Raw genomic sequence first — 15,049 nt, forward strand, 5'->3', positions numbered from 1 at the left:
ACCTTTCATATTCCGCTTCGCCCCGGCCCCGCAACAAGAAATACAAAAGGCGCCGAAACCAGCGCCTTCCAATATCTTAAGAAACCACTACTCTATCTTTCTTCAACTCCGCATTCGCATTCTCCGCTGCTTCAATGATGCTGTAATCAGACAATATATCCGCCTTTCCTTTCATTACGGCTACATCGTGCTCAAAATGCACAGAGCATTTCTTATCCTGCGTGCGAATAGTCCATCCATCATCTTCGGTATAAACTTCTTTCACACCGAGATTGATCATGGGCTCGATAGCGATCACAGTTCCTTCCTTGAGTTTGGATCCGGTTCCGCGTTTACCGTAGTTGGGCACTTGCGGATCTTCGTGCATTTTTCTGCCGAGACCATGCCCCACGAGTTCGCGCACTACGCCGTATCCGTATTGTTTTTCGGTATGTTCCTGGATTGCATTGCCGATATCACCCACACGATTTCCTGCAATTGCTTTCTCGATCCCTTTGTAGAGCGACTCCTTGGTTACACGGATGAGTTGCATCAGTTCTTCACGAACGTCGCCGATAGCGAAGGTATATGCGTGATCTCCGTGAAATCCATTCTTGTATACGCCAACATCCACGGAAATGATATCGCCGTCTCTCAGTTCTGTTTTATTGGGGAAGCCGTGTACCACCACATCATTCACCGAAGTACAGCTATTGAAAGGGTAGCCATGAAATCCGAGGAATGAGGGAACTGCATCGAAACTGCGAATGATCTCTCCTACTTTCTGATCGATCTGCAGGGTGGTAATGCCGGGTCTGAGCATGGAAGCCACTTCCGTAAGGGTTTGACTTACCAGGCGGGCGCTGATGCGCATCAGCTCAATTTCTTCCCGTGACTTGATATGGACCATATTATTGAACTTCTTTTTGATATTATTCTTTTAAAACAAAACCTGACAACTGATGGTTCAGTTGTCAGGTTTGCTATGCGAAAATAGAATATTTTACATAGATGATGCCGGAGAAACGGTTTGACGTCCCTGGATACGGCCACTTTTCATCAGACCATCATACTGACGCATCAGCAGCTGGGTCTCGATTTGCTGGAGGGTATCGAGGATAACGCCTACCATGATCAGCAGAGATGTTCCACCGAAGAAGGTAGAGAATCCTGGCTGAATACCGAGGCGTTGCGCGAAACCGGGGAGGATACCTACCACGGCCAGCAGAACTGCGCCAGGGAGGGTGATCTTATCCATTACGGCACCGATATAATCGGCTGTAGGCTGACCAGGTTTAACACCGGGGATGAAACCGTTGTTACGCTTGAGGTCATCAGCAATTTGTTTCGGGTTGAAGATAAGTGCTGTGTACAGGAAGGTAAAACCAATCACCATTACAGCGTATACCAGCATGTACCAGTAGTTGCTGTGATCGCTGAATACCTTGGCCACGCCCTTGGTGGTTTCGAAGCCACTGAGAAGTGTGGGAAGGAACATGATCGCCTGGGCAAAGATGATGGGCATTACACCGGCGCTGTTCACCTTCATGGGAAGGAACTGGCGGGCGCCACCGAACTGACGGTTACCAACAATCTGTTTTGCATATTGAACAGGGATCTTGCGAACGCCCTGGATAAGGACGATCAGCCCCATGATGATAGCAACGAGCACAGCGAGCATGATCACAAAATACAGCAGACCGGCGCCGCCTTTGGCTGATTGTGCTCCCCACTCCTGCCAGATGGATTGTGGCAGACGGGCGAGGATACCAACCATGATCACAACAGAAGAACCGTTTCCAAGTCCTTTATCAGTGATCCTTTCAGACAGCCACATTACGAACAATGTGCCACCGGTAAGGATAACGGTAGTGGATATGCGGAACAGATCCCTGAATGCGGGGATCATAGCCGGACCGTTTGTTTGATACAGGTAAGACACGTATGCGTTTGCCTGCAGGATGGTCACAAATACGGCGAGGTAACGAGTGTATTGGTTGATCTTCTTTCTTCCGCTTTCTCCTTCTTTCTGTAATTTCTGGAAAGGCGGATAGAGAATGGTCATCAGCTGCATGAAGATAGATGCAGAGATATAGGGCATGATACCCAGTGCAAGGATAGAAGCTTGAGAGAAGGCGCCACCGGCAAATGCATCGATCAGACCGATGATGCCAGTTCCGCTACCTGCAGTATTGATCAGAGTAGGGTTCATACCCGGCAATACGATATGCGTACCCAGGCGATAAACGGCAACCAGGGTAAGAGTCACCAGAATTTTACTCCTCAGTTCCTCAATACTCCAGATATTCTTAAGGGTTTGTATGAACTTTTTCACGAAACGCAGATGTTTAAGATGATGCCTTTTGTTGAAAACCAGAAACAGGTTTGCCAAAAAGATCTTTAGTTGCAAACCTGTCTCTTTTTTGAGCGATCAATTTAAGTGAATAAAATCGATCCACAAAAAAGACGCATGATAAATGCGTCTTGCAATTTACGAATTACTTTAAAACTTCCACGGTTCCGCCTGCAGCTTCGATGGCAGCTTTGGCTTTTTCGCTTACGGCATTCACCTTGAAATGCACTTTGGTCTTGATTTCACCATTACCGAGGATCTTAACGAGATCGGTACGGCTAACGAGACCATTTATGTACAGGTTCTCCATAGAGAACTCTTGCAGTTCATATTTCTCAACCAGGGTTTCAACCTGACCGAGGTTAAACACTTTGTATTCAACACGGTTGATATTGTTGAATCCGCGTTTGGGGATACGGCGCTGGATCGGCATCTGGCCACCTTCGTGGGCATTTTTACGTTGGTAACCTGCGCGGCTCTGACCACCCTTGTTACCTTTGGTAGAAGTACCACCTTTACCGGAAGCTTCACCACGACCTAATCTTTTTTCTCTATGCGTAGCCCCTTTTGCGGGCCTGATTTCATGTAATTTCATTGTAATTGATTTTAACTCAACGGGGAATCTCCCCTCGCTTTATAGAATTCAGAAAATTTATGCTTCTTCCACTTTCAGCAGGTGGGTAACCTTGCGGATCATACCCAGGATCTGTGGAGTAGCTTCTACTTCTTTGGTAACATTGAGCTTGTTCAGTCCCAGTGCTTTCAGAGTCAGTTTCTGACGCTCGGGCCTGTCAATCGCACTCTTTACCTGTGTTATTTTCAACTTTGCCATTGTTATAAGAATTTCAGGATGCAAAATTAACCATTAAAAACCTTCTTCAGGTTCAGCCTGCGGGTTTTAGCCACAGTGATCGGCTCACGGAGCATGGCAAGGGCCAGCACAGTGGCTTTAACCACGTTGTGAGGATTGGCAGAACCGAGAGATTTGGCCAGAACGTCGGTAATACCGGCGCTTTCCAGCACAGCACGCATGCTACCTCCGGCGATCACACCAGTACCGTGGGCGGCTGGTTTGATCAGCACTTTCGCAGCGCCATCTTTAGCCAGCTGGTCGTGGGGAATAGTACCTTTCATTACAGGCACTTTGATCAGGTTTTTCTTGGCATCCTCAATACCCTTGGTGATTGCCTCCTGAACTTCCTTGGCTTTACCCAGACCATGACCTACCACACCATTTTCGTTACCAACTACAACCAGGGCAGAAAAGCTGAATGCGCGACCGCCTTTAGTAGTTTTTACAACACGGTTAATGGCTACTACCTTTTCTTTCAACTCAAGGTCACCGGCTTTAACTCTGTTTAAATTAACTTTTGCCATTATTGCTATTTGAGATATGAAGTTTGAATGTTAATTAGAATTGTAAACCACCTTCGCGGGCGCCGTCAGCTACATTCTTCACACGGCCATGGTAGAGGTTTCCACCGCGGTCGAATACCACTTTGCTGATTCCCAATTCTGTTGCTTTGCGTGCAATTGCCTGACCTACCAGCTTGCTCTTTTCAGATTTAGTACCTTTTTGAGCAGCGATGTCTTTATCTTTTGAAGAAGCAGATGCCAGTGTTTTACCTTCGTTGTCGTCGATCAGTTGAACGTAGATGTCTGCGTTACTTCTGAAAACTGACAGTCTGGGTTTAGCAGCAACACCAGAAACCTTTTTACGGATCCTGTAACGGATCTTTTGCTTCTTTTCAGCTTTAATGTTCATGACTTTTATTTTATATCCCCCGATACTGCCGGGGGATCTTTTTATTTCAAATTATTTACCAGCAGCTTTACCAGCCTTACGACGGATAACTTCACCAACATACTTAACACCTTTTCCTTTGTAAGGCTCAGGCTTACGGAGGCTGCGGAGTTTGGCAGCTACCTGTCCGAGCAGTTGTTTGTCGATACCCTCGATCGTGATGATGGGGTTCTGACCTTTTTCCTGCTGGGTAGCAACTTTGAGTTCGCTGGGAATTTCAAAGATGATATTGTGAGAGTAACCGAGAGACAGGTCAAGCAGGTTACCCTGGTTGGAGGCTTTATAACCTACACCCACCAGTTCCAGCTTTTTAGTGAATCCTTCAGTTACACCTTTTACCAGGTTGGCCACGAGTGCGCGGTACAGACCGTGCATAGCGCGGTGACGGATCTGGTCGGTAGGACGTGCGAAATTAACCTCACCATCCTTTACCTCAACAGTGATATCCCTGTCGATCGCTTGTTTCAGTTCGCCTTTAGGGCCTTTCACGGTGAGCACATTATCCTTACCTAAGGTAGCAGTAACACCTGCGGGAAGCGTTACCGGTTGTTTACCTATACGAGACATAGTTGATTTTTTTAATAGTTGTTTAAATCCCGGGATAAAAGTGTTCAGTTCCGTATAGAAAACTTAATTGTCAGTCATCCCTCTTGCCCCCACCTACTGGTTTGGGGCTGCAAATATAGAAAAATATAGAAAGGGAGCGGCATAATCTGGCACTCCCCTGAAAATTGTCTAGTAAACGTAGCAGAGAACTTCTCCACCAACGTTCTGCAGTTTAGCCTGCTTGTCTGTCATCACACCGCGGCTGGTGCTCACGATAGCGATACCGAGACCATTCTTCACACGCTTGAATTCAGCAGGGCTGGCGTACTGACGCAGACCAGGGCGGCTGATTCTTTCCAGTGATTTGATAGCTGGCTCTTTGCTGTTGGGATCATACTTCAGGGCGATCTTGATCACGCCTTGTTTGTTATCATCCTCAAATTTATATTTCAGGATATAGCCTTGATCGTACAGGATCTCGGTCATACGCTTTTTCAGATTAGAGGCGGGAATCTCCACGATCCTGTGGCCTGCCATCTGCGCATTACGGATTCTGGTCAGAAAATCTGCTATAGGATCAGTTACCATTTGTATTTGAATTAAACTGTTCTAAATTTTGTTAATAGGATCATACCGGCAAGGGATAGTTGCCCAACCCGGCAGATATCTTATTGTAATTACCAGGAAGCTTTTGTAACTCCCGGAATTTTGCCATTTAAAGCCATCTCACGGAAAGTCACCCTGGAAATACCGAAGTAGCGCATGTAGCCTTTAGGACGGCCGGTTAACTGACAACGGTTTTTCAGACGAACTTTAGAAGAGTTCTTTGGGAGCTCATCCAGCTTCTGCCACTCACCGGCAGCTTTCAGTTCAGCACGTTTTTCAGCGTACTGAGCTACCATGCGTTCTCTCTTTCTTTGTCTGGCTTTTACTGACTCTTTTGCCATAATTGAATTATTTCGAATTTAATTACTGATTGTCTTTTCTGATATTCTTGAACGGCATGCCCAGTTCTTTCAGGAGCTCGTAAGCTTCTTCGTTGGTGCCTGCAGTTGTAACGAATGTGATATCCAGACCTGTGATCTTGTTTACCTTGTCGATATCGATCTCAGGGAAGATGATCTGTTCAGTAACACCCAGTGTGTAGTTACCACGGCCGTCGAATGCTTTATCATTCACGCCCTTGAAGTCACGTACACGTGGGAGCGCAGTGGCGATCAGCCTGTCCAGGAATTCATACATCTTCACACCACGGAGGGTAACTCTGGCGCCGATGGGCATAGCCTTACGGAGTTTGAAGTTGGAGATGTCTTTCTTGGAAAGGGTAGCCACGGCTTTCTGACCAGTGATATTGCTCAGTTCGTCGATGGCGATATCCACCAGTTTCTTATCGGTAACAGCGCCGTTCACACCGCGGTTCAGGCAGATCTTCTCCAGTTTGGGAACCTGCATAACCGTGCCGTAGCTGAAACGTTTCATGAGGGCAGGTACAACATCTTTTTTGTACTTGTCTGCTAACCTCGGAGTATATTTTGTTGTGCTCATGATCTGTAAAGTTTATCCTTTATGTATCGGCCCTGCCCGGACTTTTGCCATCAGCCCTTGCAGGGGATGAGAGCCGGCGGACAGATTAATTATTTAATGACTTCACCGGATTTTTTGGTAACGCGAACGAGTTTACCGTTTTCGCGTGTACGTTTGATTCGGCTACCCTCACCTTTTTTAGCGTCCCACAGCATCACATTGGAGATGTGGATAGCAGCTTCGCGCTTAACGATACCGCCTTTGGTATTACGCGCAGAAGGCTTGGTGTGTCTGGTAACGATGTTAACGCCTTCAACCAGTACGCGCTCTTTGTCTGGAAAAACTTCCAGCACTTTGCGGGGCTTGGTAGCATCTTTATCGTCGCCGGCAATCACAACCACTGTGTCGCCTTTTTTGATATTAAACTTAGGTTTGAATCTGTTGCTCATTTTCTTATGCTTTATCTCGTATGAGAATATTGTTCATCAGGATCGGCATCACACGGGTGATGGCGAAAACTCTGCTTAGAGTACTTCGGGGCCAGTGAAATGATCTTCATGTAACCCTTGTCGCGCAGCTCACGGGCAACGGGTCCGAAGATACGGGTACCGCGTGGCTCGTCTGAAGCGTTGAGAAGTACAACAGCATTGTCGTCGAAACGGATATAAGAACCATCTTTACGACGGAGTTTATTTTTGGTACGAACGATAACCGCTTTAACAACAGTACCTTTTTTGATACCGCCTGCAGGGATCGCGTCCTTCACCGTTACTACGATCTTATCGCCGATCTTTGCATAGTCCTGTCCGCTGTTACCCAGCACACGAATGCACAATACTTCTTTGGCGCCACTATTATCAGCTACGTTTAATCTGCTTTCTTGCTGAATCATTGTTTTAGCTTTTAGCTTCTAGCTATACGGCATTGCCGCCAACAGCTAATGATAAAATTATTATTGAAGGTGTCAGCTACGCTAATCGCCAATAGCTAACTGCTTTACTACTTCGCTTTCTCCACCACTTCTACCAGTCTCCAGCGCTTTGTTTTGCTCAGGGGGCGGGTTTCCATGATTACCACTACATCCCCTACTGTGCACTCCTGCTTTTCGTCGTGTGCGTGGAACTTCGTAGTTTTCTTTACGAACTTACCGTAAATAGGGTGTTTTACTTTTCTTTCTACGGCAACAGTGATAGTCTTTACCATTTTATTGCTGGTAACTACTCCTGTTCTTGTTTTCCGCAAATTTCTTTCAGTCATCTTGATAATTTGAAAGTTTGATTGTTTTGAATTTGAAAACCTCACAGATCCCTCTCTCCGATCACTTTTTCAAATCACACATATTATTATGCCTGTTGTGACTTCTGGGTCAGCAGGGTCTTCAGGCGTGCAATATCCTTACGGAGACTGCGGATGCTCATGGGATTCTCCAGGGGAGAAATAGCGTGAGCGAATTCCAGCTTTTTCAGACGAAGTTCGTCTTCCTGGATCCTGGCTTTCAGATCTGATGCGCTCAGGTCCTGCAGGCTTTTTACGAATTCTATTTTCTTAGACATGATACTCGGTTTGAGAATTTGAAGATTTGATTTCTGAAGCAGTTGCTATTTGCAACACCCAATAATCAAATTATGCTTGATAGTCTCTGCGAACAATGAACTTGGTCTTGATCGGCAGTTTTTGTGCCGCCAGTTCCAGTGCATCTTTTGCAACCTGGAGGCTAACGCCATCAGCTTCGAACAGGATACGACCTGGTTCAACTACAGCAGCCCAGAATTCAGGGTTACCTTTACCTTTACCCATTCTCACTTCAAGTGGTTTGCGGGTAACAGGTTTATCAGGGAAAATACGGATCCACACATTACCCTCACGCTTCATGGCACGTGTCATTGCCTGACGGGCGGCTTCGATCTGACGGTTGGTTAACCAGATAGGTTCGAGGGCCTTCAAAGCGAATGAACCAAAAGCGATGGAAGAACCACGTTTGGCCACTTCCCGGATGCGTCCTTTCTGCGCTTTCCTGTGTTTCGTTCTTTTAGGCTGTAACATTTATAAACAATTTGAAAATTTGTGAATTGGTTATCTGAAGGTCCCGTTTGCAGGGCATCCTTCAAATTGCCCTTTTGCTAAGATTATCCTTTCCTGTTATCACGGCGTTGTCCACCACCACCGCCACCGCGGTTATCTCTTCTGTCTCCACCACCGCGACGGTCACCACCTCCACGACGATCGTCACGACGATCACCATGATGTGAACGGCCACCTTCCTGGCGATTGTCACCTTCACCTTTCGCTCCAACGAAGTTGGGGTTCAGGTCTCTCTTACCAAGTACTTCACCTTTACAGATCCATACTTTGATACCGATCTTTCCGTAAACAGTCAGTGCAAATACATTAGCATAGTCGATGTCCATACGCAGTGTATGCAAAGGAGTACGACCTTGTTTGATCTCTTCCGTACGGGCGATCTCAGAACCACCCAAACGGCCGCCAACTTTGATCTTGATACCTTCAGCACCCATGCGGAGAGCAGAAGCGATCGCCATCTTGATAGCTCTTTTATAGTTGATACGGTTTTCGATCTGACGGGCAATGGTATCGCCAACGATCATGGCATCGAGCTCAGGGCGACGGATCTCGAGGATGTTGATCTGAACATCATCTTTACCTGTCAGCTTTTTCAGCTCTTCCTTGATACGGTCTACTTCGCCACCGCCTTTACCTATGATGATACCGGGCTTGGAGGTATGGATCGTTACGATCAGCTTGTTCAGCGTACGCTCGATCACGATCTTGGAAATTCCTCCCTTGTTGATACGGGCATTCAGATAAGTTCTGATCTTGTTATCCTCGATCAACTTGGTAGAAAAATCTTTTTTGTTACCATACCAGTTAGATTCCCAACCACGGATGATTCCTAACCTGGCACCAATAGGATTTGTTTTCTGACCCATTTATTAGAATTTGAAAATTTGATAATTTGTTGACCTGTATTCCACCGCTCTCTCAGCACTGACCCTACAGATCATTTTTTGTTAGTTTTTAGCATCTACAATGATCGTCACGTGATTGCTGCGCTTGCGAAGGCGGTAAGCTCTTCCCTGCGGAGCAGGTAACATCCTTTTCAGGGTGCGGGCGCCATCAACGAAGATTGTTTTTACTACCAGGTTGGCATCTGCTGCACTTTTTCCTTCATTCTTCTGCTCCCAGTTGTTCACAGCACTTTTCAGCAATTTGTATAATGGCGTAGAAGAGTGTTGCGGATGATGCTCCAGCAATGCCAGTGCTTTTTCTGCTGCCATGCCACGGATCTCGTCTGCGAGCAAACGCATTCTGCGAGGAGATGTGGGATAATTTCTAAGTTTAGCTACTGCTTCCATTGTAATTCTTGTTTCTGGTTCCCGGTTACCGGTTTCCTGTTATTCACCAGGTAACCTGCAACCAGTAACTATTTTGATTAAGCTACTTTTTTACTTGAGTGTCCTTTGAAGTTGCGCGTTGGTGCAAACTCACCCAGTTTGTGACCTACCATGAACTCAGTCACGTATACAGGGATGAACTTGTTACCATTGTGCACAGCCAGTGTGTGTCCTACAAAATCAGGAGTGATGGTAGAACGGCGGCTCCAAGTCTTGAGCACACCTTTTTTGGCTTTACCTTCATTGATCGCCAGAACTTTTTGTTCCAGCCTGGCAGCAACATAAGGACCTTTTTTTATCGAACGAGCCATAGTGCGTTAATTTGAATTTGAGAATTTTACTTTGCTAATTTTTTACCGTTTTTGCGTTGGATGATCAGCTTATCGCTACCCTTTCCACGTGTACGGGTTTTCAGACCCTTAGCATATTTGCCGGTTCTGCTACGTGGGTGTCCACCGGAAGCGCGGCCCTCACCACCACCCATCGGGTGATCAACAGGGTTCATCGCTACACCACGGTTTCTTGGGCGGATGCCTTTCCAACGGTTACGACCAGCCTTACCCATCATCTCGAGGTTGTGATCGCCATTGCTCACGATACCTACGGTAGCGTAGCAATTGATCAGCACCTTTCTCAGTTCACCGGAAGGCATTTTCAAAACTGCATATTTCTCTTCCTTGTTGGCCAGTTGTGCAGAAGTACCTGCAGAACGAACCAGTTTACCACCCTGACCAGGTTGCATCTCGATATTGTGGATGTTGGTACCGAGTGGCATGTTCTTCATCTGAAGCGCATTTCCAACCTCAGGAGTAACAGCGTCTCCGCTAACTACGGTTGCGCCTACCTGTAAGCCCTGGGGAGCCAGGATATATCTTTTCTCACCATCTGCATAGTTCAGCAGGGCGATGAAAGCTGTGCGGTTTGGATCATACTCGATAGAAGCTACAGTGGCAGGAACGCCATTCTTGTTTCTTTTGAAGTCGATCTTACGATACATCTTTTTGTTACCACCACCCATATAGCGCATAGACCTGCGGCCTTGCACGTTACGTCCGCCTGTATTCTTGGCAGATTCCAGGAGAGACTTTTCAGGTTCGTTGGTAGTGATCTCAGCATACGCATTCCCAATTCTCCAACGGGTACCTGCGGTGATCGGTTTGTATTTCTTAAGTGCCATTTGTTGTTACTTATAACAGTTTAAAAATCTTTGTCAATACTTTGCGGCGTTTGACGCGCCATTCCTGATACTATATAATTAGATATTACCGTACAGGTCGATTGCCTCACCTTCAGCTACAGTGATGTAAGCTTTCTTGTAAGCAGGTTTTACACCAGAGATGAAACCAGCTTTCGTGAAGCGGTTCTTTGCTTTTCCGGGAACTACGATGGTGTTCACATCAATCACGTTCACGCCGTAGAAATCCTGGATCGCTTTCTTGATCTCCAGTTTATTGGCCTTACGATTTACACGAAAAGCATAAGTTCTCCTGGCATCAGTGAGCTTATTGCTCTTTTCGGTAACGATCGGTTTTATCAACACTTCTGAGAGTTTCATATAACTCAAATTTGTAATAATTAGACAATTGGTGAAATCCGGAAACAACCGGTTTTCATTAAGCTTCTGCTACTGCTTCTTCTTCGCTGAAGAGTTTGGCAGTGGTTTCAGTCATAACCAGTACGCCCGCATTCACGAGATCGTAAGTGTTCATGTCTGAGATCAGTGTACCTTCCACCCTTGGCAGATTGCGCAGGCTCAGGTATACGTTATCGTTATACTCAGGCAGAATAACCAGGGCTTTCTTGCCATCGATATTCAGCGCTTTCAGAGCGTCAACGAAAGTTTTTGTTTTGGGAGCGTCGAAGTTCAGGTCTTCAACAATCACAATGGCATTTTCCTTTGCTTTGTAAGCGAGTGCACTTACTTTGGCCAGGTCCTTCACTTTACGGTTCAGTTTGAAATCGTAATCGCGGGGCTTGGGTCCGAAGATAGTACCACCACCTTTATACAGCGGGTTACGGAGGTTACCTTTACGGGAACCACCAGTTCCTTTTTGACGGTGCAGCTTCTTGCTGGAACCTTTCACTTCCAGACGGGTTTTCACTTTGTGTGTACCCTGACGCTGAGCAGCCAGGAATTGTTTAACGGCCAGGTAGATAACGTGATCGTTCGGCTCGATTCCGAAGATATCATCGGGGAGCTCAACTGAGCGACCTGTTTTCTGACCTTTTATGCTTAATACATCTAATTGCATCTTACTCTTGTTTTGTGACCCTCACTGGGTCTGTTCAACAGTTAATGTTATTTCTGAACAAATACAACGGCTCCAATATGACCGGGAACTGATCCGCTCACGAGGATATAATTCTTTTCAGGGAAAATCTTAACCACTTTCAGTCCTTTCACTTTCACCCTGTCGCCACCCATACGGCCTGCCATGCGCATGCCTTTGAATACGCGTGAAGCGTCAGAAGAGTTACCGATAGAACCCGGAGCGCGCTGGCGGTCGTGCTGACCGTGTGATTGTTCACCAACACCACTGAATCCATGACGTTTAACTACCCCCTGAAAACCTTTACCTTTTGAAGTACCAACCACGTCAACGGTTTCACCTTCAGTAAAGATCTCTACAGAGATAGTTTCACCTAATGTTTTTTCGAGAGAATAGTCGCGGAATTCTTTAACGACCTTTTTGGCGGGAGTGTTTGCCTTAGCGAAGTGATTTTTTTCGGCGAGAATAGTGTGCTTCTCTTTTTTGTCGCCGTAAGCTATTTGCACTGCACTGTACCCATCGGTTTCTTTTGTCTTAACCTGGGTAACTACGCAGGGACCAGCTTCAATGATGGTGCAAGAAGTTTGCTTACCATCAGGACTGAAGATGCTGGTCATCCCGACCTTTTTTCCAATAATTCCTTTCATCGTTTTTAATTTATGCCTTCGAAAGGTTGAAGAGACAGTTGATGACGGATGACCATCAGGACTTCAATCCCCGTTTGCTACCGACCTTTTCCGTTGTTCACCGAAGCTGCCTGATCCGGAGATCTGCCGTTTGCTTCGTTCATCCCTTCCGGGATGCCCGCTGTTGCCTTTCTGTTAGGAAGCCTCTCTGAGGCATATGGCTCGGCGGGTGATGGAAGTACCGATAGTAAACTAACCTCGAAGGGCTAGTTCATATTTAAATGTTTTCACTCGAACGATTCCCGGAGGAACCGTAATTTTTTTATTTACCCAGCGCTGCTTTATCAGCCGTTTTACCGGCCAGGTTTGCAGAATAGGTTGGAAAGAGCTATGAAAAAACCTTGTCAGGATCCTGGAACCCAGACAAGGTCTCTTAAAATTTTACGCTTTGATCTCAACTTCTACGCCGGAGGGCAGATCGAGTTTGCTGAGCGCATCTACTGTACGGCTGCTGGAAGTATAAATATCCAGGAGACGTTTGTGCGTGCAGAGCTGGAATTGCTCACGGCTCTTCTTATTCACGTGTGGTGAACGCAGAACTGTAAAGATCTTTTTCCTTGTAGGTAAAGGAATAGGGCCTGTTACTACAGCGCCGGTGCTACGCACAGTCTTCACGATCTTCTCTGCTGATTTGTCAACCAGGTTGTGATCGTATGATTGCAATTTGATTCTGATTCGTTGAGACATATTCCAAAACCCATTTTTCGATGGGGATGCAAAGGTAAGGGCTAGTTTCTTTTCTAACAAAAGATTTCCCAAAAACTTTTGATCCCATCCATTAAAAAAGAGCGGCAAAGCTAGTCATTTTAACCAACTTTGCCGCTATTATCTTCCTATTTGCCTGGAATTCAGGAAATAACCCTTAGGCGCTTCAATTACCAGAAACCATTACAAAAGCTAATTTTTTTTATCTTTTTTCTTCGAAGTCATTCGCAATTCCCACTATCACAGGCCCCAAGCCCCTACTCTTCCTCCCCTAACATATATATGGAGGAACCGGCGTACAAAGTCAGATGACCTCTTCCATACCACAAGTATTTGATTATGCAGCTTCCAGCAGTTGTCAGTTTTCATTTCCGGGATGGCAAGATCCAGACACCGCAATCATATAACCCACACAACAGGCCCCACCGGATATACGATTAATATCACCCCATTTACAATTCGTTTATTGTGCACATCCGCTCAGGAAATTTTGAACCGGGTGCCAGACTACTTCAACAAAACCCAGGGTATTCACAGCTGGATCGCATTGCTTCCGGCAGCGGCAGCAAATGCTGAAATTATTCGCGATGCAAACCTCTTCAAATCAGTGCTTCCCGGGTGACTTCAATTACTGAAAATCTCCCTCGGGCCTCCAACACAGAACTTCATCTTTAATTCGAATAAATAATTGTCACACAATGATAAATAATGCCTTACGATGTTTATTGACAATTTTTGTAATGCTTTTCTTCAACTCTAAGCTCACTTATAAGACTGTTTGTACCCAGACAATAAGTTACAATGCAGTCTCAACAAAACAGATTAATCCAGGCTGATTAAAGTGGGGAATTTTATCGTTTGTGGCTTACTGTTAGTCAAATGTGGCTAGCAAATGCATTATACATATATAAAACAAATAGTTACGCTTGATTACTTCTATTTTCCTTCAGACATAGAAGTGAGCGCCGCCGCAGTGCCAACAATCGCTGCTCCGGCCACTACTCCAAAGCCGGTTCCGAAGGCCGTTGTCTTCTTTACATAGGCCCGGCCCAGGGCCAGGTCCGAAGGCTTCACCATCGAATTGGTAATATTGGAGGCATAAAAAGCATGCTCAAACACAACCGGACTGATACTGCCATTCCCTTCGGTTAGCACTGTCAGGTAGCTCCGGAATTTCAAAGGAGAATTCTCCTCTGTAAACCTGGCTTCCTTCACCACCAGCTCCGTTCCATCAGGCAATACTTTCTTCGAGCTTACAAATGTGTTCTTATCTCTGCTATCAACAAAAGCATTGGTTACTCCCAGGGGAGTCTTCTCAATAAAAGATTTTGGTGGGATCATCTGCCAATCCACCGGCAATGGGGTTACTGCACTGAACGTAGTGAAGGAGGTGGAGAAATCCCGGTTCCAGTTCACGCTGTTGGTAACAGCAGTACCGGTGGTCTTCAATTCATCGATCATATAACTGATAGCCTTATCATTCACGATCAGGGCTGACCGCTTCCAGTCGATGGCTATGGGCCGGTCCAGCTTGTTCATGACCCTGATATGCACGGGAGCATTCTCACCCTGGAAATTATAGGTGATCTGAAGACTGTCGTTCTCAATCACAAATTCCCTCGACTCTCCTCCGGCCTGTTTGAGATTGTTATTGTTGCTGTTGATGGTAAGATACTGATACCTGTTGCAACCGGTGGCCGCCAGGATAATACAAATGAAAAGGGGTAGACTATTTTTCATGGTAAGGCTCTTTCAGAACCATTAAATTA

The 15,049-nt window shown here is 46.0% G+C and carries 24 protein-coding genes; all 24 read right to left on the reverse strand.

The window, feature by feature from the left end; translation table 11 throughout:
- Nucleotides 1-76 precede the first annotated feature (76 nt).
- The 24 genes from map to FSB84_RS29590 all read right to left on the reverse strand — a co-directional run bounded on the left by map (nucleotide 77) and on the right by FSB84_RS29590 (nucleotide 15,020).
- Nucleotides 77-889 carry a type I methionyl aminopeptidase gene (gene map, locus FSB84_RS29475; RefSeq protein ID WP_130544037.1) on the reverse strand — a complete coding sequence of 271 codons (813 nt, stop codon included), beginning with the start codon at nucleotides 887-889 and terminating at the stop codon, nucleotides 77-79.
- A 93-nt stretch (nucleotides 890-982) separates the two neighbouring features.
- Nucleotides 983-2,314 carry a preprotein translocase subunit SecY gene (secY, locus tag FSB84_RS29480; protein WP_130544038.1) on the reverse strand — a complete coding sequence of 444 codons (1,332 nt, stop codon included), beginning with the start codon at nucleotides 2,312-2,314 and terminating at the stop codon, nucleotides 983-985.
- Between the two features lie 163 nt (nucleotides 2,315-2,477).
- Nucleotides 2,478-2,927, reverse strand: coding sequence for a 50S ribosomal protein L15 (rplO, locus tag FSB84_RS29485; RefSeq protein WP_130544039.1), 450 nt, complete (start codon nucleotides 2,925-2,927; stop codon nucleotides 2,478-2,480).
- Nucleotides 2,928-2,984: 57 nt separating this feature from the next.
- A complete protein-coding gene (rpmD, locus tag FSB84_RS29490) occupies nucleotides 2,985-3,164 on the reverse strand; it encodes a 50S ribosomal protein L30 (RefSeq protein ID WP_130544040.1) in 180 nt (59 codons plus the stop codon).
- Nucleotides 3,165-3,190: 26 nt separating this feature from the next.
- A complete protein-coding gene (gene rpsE, locus FSB84_RS29495) occupies nucleotides 3,191-3,709 on the reverse strand; it encodes a 30S ribosomal protein S5 (protein WP_127132382.1) in 519 nt (172 codons plus the stop codon).
- Nucleotides 3,710-3,743: 34 nt separating this feature from the next.
- The gene (rplR, locus tag FSB84_RS29500; RefSeq protein WP_130544041.1) at nucleotides 3,744-4,097 is read right to left on the reverse strand and encodes a 50S ribosomal protein L18; all 354 of its coding nucleotides are present in this window, start codon (nucleotides 4,095-4,097) and stop codon (nucleotides 3,744-3,746) included.
- Between the two features lie 51 nt (nucleotides 4,098-4,148).
- Nucleotides 4,149-4,703 carry a 50S ribosomal protein L6 gene (gene rplF, locus FSB84_RS29505; protein WP_130544042.1) on the reverse strand — a complete coding sequence of 185 codons (555 nt, stop codon included), beginning with the start codon at nucleotides 4,701-4,703 and terminating at the stop codon, nucleotides 4,149-4,151.
- 168 nt (nucleotides 4,704-4,871) lie between these two features.
- Entirely contained in the window at nucleotides 4,872-5,270 is a 399-nt protein-coding gene (gene rpsH, locus FSB84_RS29510; RefSeq protein ID WP_130544043.1) for a 30S ribosomal protein S8, read from the reverse strand.
- An 89-nt stretch (nucleotides 5,271-5,359) separates the two neighbouring features.
- Nucleotides 5,360-5,629, reverse strand: coding sequence for a 30S ribosomal protein S14 (gene rpsN, locus FSB84_RS29515; protein WP_127132374.1), 270 nt, complete (start codon nucleotides 5,627-5,629; stop codon nucleotides 5,360-5,362).
- 22 nt (nucleotides 5,630-5,651) lie between these two features.
- The gene (rplE, locus tag FSB84_RS29520; RefSeq protein WP_130544044.1) at nucleotides 5,652-6,227 is read right to left on the reverse strand and encodes a 50S ribosomal protein L5; all 576 of its coding nucleotides are present in this window, start codon (nucleotides 6,225-6,227) and stop codon (nucleotides 5,652-5,654) included.
- Nucleotides 6,228-6,316: 89 nt separating this feature from the next.
- Nucleotides 6,317-6,655: a 50S ribosomal protein L24 gene (gene rplX, locus FSB84_RS29525; RefSeq protein ID WP_127132369.1), complete on the reverse strand. Its 339-nt coding sequence runs from the start codon at nucleotides 6,653-6,655 to the stop codon at nucleotides 6,317-6,319.
- Nucleotides 6,656-6,666: 11 nt separating this feature from the next.
- Complete coding sequence (gene rplN, locus FSB84_RS29530; protein WP_455430513.1) at nucleotides 6,667-7,098, reverse strand: 50S ribosomal protein L14; 432 nt, start codon at nucleotides 7,096-7,098, stop codon at nucleotides 6,667-6,669.
- 107 nt (nucleotides 7,099-7,205) lie between these two features.
- Nucleotides 7,206-7,463 (reverse strand): 30S ribosomal protein S17, encoded by a 258-nt coding sequence (rpsQ, locus tag FSB84_RS29535; RefSeq protein ID WP_130544045.1) that lies wholly within the window; start codon nucleotides 7,461-7,463, stop codon nucleotides 7,206-7,208.
- 86 nt (nucleotides 7,464-7,549) lie between these two features.
- The gene (rpmC, locus tag FSB84_RS29540; protein ID WP_127132365.1) at nucleotides 7,550-7,759 is read right to left on the reverse strand and encodes a 50S ribosomal protein L29; all 210 of its coding nucleotides are present in this window, start codon (nucleotides 7,757-7,759) and stop codon (nucleotides 7,550-7,552) included.
- 70 nt (nucleotides 7,760-7,829) lie between these two features.
- Complete coding sequence (gene rplP, locus FSB84_RS29545) at nucleotides 7,830-8,249, reverse strand: 50S ribosomal protein L16 (RefSeq protein ID WP_127132363.1); 420 nt, start codon at nucleotides 8,247-8,249, stop codon at nucleotides 7,830-7,832.
- An 83-nt stretch (nucleotides 8,250-8,332) separates the two neighbouring features.
- Complete coding sequence (gene rpsC, locus FSB84_RS29550) at nucleotides 8,333-9,154, reverse strand: 30S ribosomal protein S3 (protein ID WP_130544046.1); 822 nt, start codon at nucleotides 9,152-9,154, stop codon at nucleotides 8,333-8,335.
- A gap of 81 nt (nucleotides 9,155-9,235) precedes the next feature.
- A complete protein-coding gene (rplV, locus tag FSB84_RS29555; RefSeq protein WP_130544047.1) occupies nucleotides 9,236-9,580 on the reverse strand; it encodes a 50S ribosomal protein L22 in 345 nt (114 codons plus the stop codon).
- A gap of 77 nt (nucleotides 9,581-9,657) precedes the next feature.
- Nucleotides 9,658-9,930, reverse strand: a complete 273-nt coding sequence (gene rpsS / locus FSB84_RS29560; RefSeq protein WP_130544048.1) for a 30S ribosomal protein S19 — start codon at nucleotides 9,928-9,930, stop codon at nucleotides 9,658-9,660.
- A 26-nt stretch (nucleotides 9,931-9,956) separates the two neighbouring features.
- Nucleotides 9,957-10,796, reverse strand: a complete 840-nt coding sequence (rplB, locus tag FSB84_RS29565; protein WP_130544049.1) for a 50S ribosomal protein L2 — start codon at nucleotides 10,794-10,796, stop codon at nucleotides 9,957-9,959.
- A gap of 78 nt (nucleotides 10,797-10,874) precedes the next feature.
- On the reverse strand, nucleotides 10,875-11,174 hold the full coding sequence (rplW, locus tag FSB84_RS29570) for a 50S ribosomal protein L23 (RefSeq protein WP_127132353.1): 300 nt from the start codon (nucleotides 11,172-11,174) through the stop codon (nucleotides 10,875-10,877).
- A gap of 58 nt (nucleotides 11,175-11,232) precedes the next feature.
- Complete coding sequence (gene rplD, locus FSB84_RS29575) at nucleotides 11,233-11,871, reverse strand: 50S ribosomal protein L4 (protein ID WP_130544050.1); 639 nt, start codon at nucleotides 11,869-11,871, stop codon at nucleotides 11,233-11,235.
- A 47-nt stretch (nucleotides 11,872-11,918) separates the two neighbouring features.
- Nucleotides 11,919-12,536: a 50S ribosomal protein L3 gene (gene rplC / locus FSB84_RS29580; protein WP_130544051.1), complete on the reverse strand. Its 618-nt coding sequence runs from the start codon at nucleotides 12,534-12,536 to the stop codon at nucleotides 11,919-11,921.
- 420 nt (nucleotides 12,537-12,956) lie between these two features.
- Nucleotides 12,957-13,262, reverse strand: coding sequence for a 30S ribosomal protein S10 (rpsJ, locus tag FSB84_RS29585; RefSeq protein WP_014220852.1), 306 nt, complete (start codon nucleotides 13,260-13,262; stop codon nucleotides 12,957-12,959).
- A gap of 954 nt (nucleotides 13,263-14,216) precedes the next feature.
- On the reverse strand, nucleotides 14,217-15,020 hold the full coding sequence (locus FSB84_RS29590; RefSeq protein ID WP_130544052.1) for a hypothetical protein: 804 nt from the start codon (nucleotides 15,018-15,020) through the stop codon (nucleotides 14,217-14,219).
- Between the last annotated feature and the right edge of the window lie 29 nt (nucleotides 15,021-15,049).

Source organism: Pseudobacter ginsenosidimutans (assembly GCF_007970185.1).
Taxonomy (GTDB): domain Bacteria; phylum Bacteroidota; class Bacteroidia; order Chitinophagales; family Chitinophagaceae; genus Pseudobacter; species Pseudobacter ginsenosidimutans.

Coding starts and splice junctions, on each gene's coding strand:
- rpmD (WP_130544040.1), bottom strand. CDS start 3,164: ATGGCAAAGTTGAAAATAACACAGGTAAAGAGTGCGATTGACAGGCCC.
- rpmC (WP_127132365.1), bottom strand. CDS start 7,759: ATGTCTAAGAAAATAGAATTCGTAAAAAGCCTGCAGGACCTGAGCGCA.
- rplV (WP_130544047.1), bottom strand. CDS start 9,580: ATGGAAGCAGTAGCTAAACTTAGAAATTATCCCACATCTCCTCGCAGA.
- rplB (WP_130544049.1), bottom strand. CDS start 10,796: ATGGCACTTAAGAAATACAAACCGATCACCGCAGGTACCCGTTGGAGA.
- rplF (WP_130544042.1), bottom strand. CDS start 4,703: ATGTCTCGTATAGGTAAACAACCGGTAACGCTTCCCGCAGGTGTTACT.
- map (WP_130544037.1), bottom strand. CDS start 889: ATGGTCCATATCAAGTCACGGGAAGAAATTGAGCTGATGCGCATCAGC.
- rplO (WP_130544039.1), bottom strand. CDS start 2,927: ATGAAATTACATGAAATCAGGCCCGCAAAAGGGGCTACGCATAGAGAA.
- rplC (WP_130544051.1), bottom strand. CDS start 12,536: ATGAAAGGAATTATTGGAAAAAAGGTCGGGATGACCAGCATCTTCAGT.
- rplW (WP_127132353.1), bottom strand. CDS start 11,174: ATGAAACTCTCAGAAGTGTTGATAAAACCGATCGTTACCGAAAAGAGC.
- rplP (WP_127132363.1), bottom strand. CDS start 8,249: ATGTTACAGCCTAAAAGAACGAAACACAGGAAAGCGCAGAAAGGACGC.
- rpsN (WP_127132374.1), bottom strand. CDS start 5,629: ATGGCAAAAGAGTCAGTAAAAGCCAGACAAAGAAAGAGAGAACGCATG.
- rpsS (WP_130544048.1), bottom strand. CDS start 9,930: ATGGCTCGTTCGATAAAAAAAGGTCCTTATGTTGCTGCCAGGCTGGAA.
- rpsE (WP_127132382.1), bottom strand. CDS start 3,709: ATGGCAAAAGTTAATTTAAACAGAGTTAAAGCCGGTGACCTTGAGTTG.
- rplN (WP_455430513.1), bottom strand. CDS start 7,098: ATGATTCAGCAAGAAAGCAGATTAAACGTAGCTGATAATAGTGGCGCC.
- rpsC (WP_130544046.1), bottom strand. CDS start 9,154: ATGGGTCAGAAAACAAATCCTATTGGTGCCAGGTTAGGAATCATCCGT.
- rplE (WP_130544044.1), bottom strand. CDS start 6,227: ATGAGCACAACAAAATATACTCCGAGGTTAGCAGACAAGTACAAAAAA.
- rpsQ (WP_130544045.1), bottom strand. CDS start 7,463: ATGACTGAAAGAAATTTGCGGAAAACAAGAACAGGAGTAGTTACCAGC.
- rplX (WP_127132369.1), bottom strand. CDS start 6,655: ATGAGCAACAGATTCAAACCTAAGTTTAATATCAAAAAAGGCGACACA.
- rpsJ (WP_014220852.1), bottom strand. CDS start 13,262: ATGTCTCAACGAATCAGAATCAAATTGCAATCATACGATCACAACCTG.
- FSB84_RS29590 (WP_130544052.1), bottom strand. CDS start 15,020: ATGAAAAATAGTCTACCCCTTTTCATTTGTATTATCCTGGCGGCCACC.
- rplR (WP_130544041.1), bottom strand. CDS start 4,097: ATGAACATTAAAGCTGAAAAGAAGCAAAAGATCCGTTACAGGATCCGT.
- rplD (WP_130544050.1), bottom strand. CDS start 11,871: ATGCAATTAGATGTATTAAGCATAAAAGGTCAGAAAACAGGTCGCTCA.
- rpsH (WP_130544043.1), bottom strand. CDS start 5,270: ATGGTAACTGATCCTATAGCAGATTTTCTGACCAGAATCCGTAATGCG.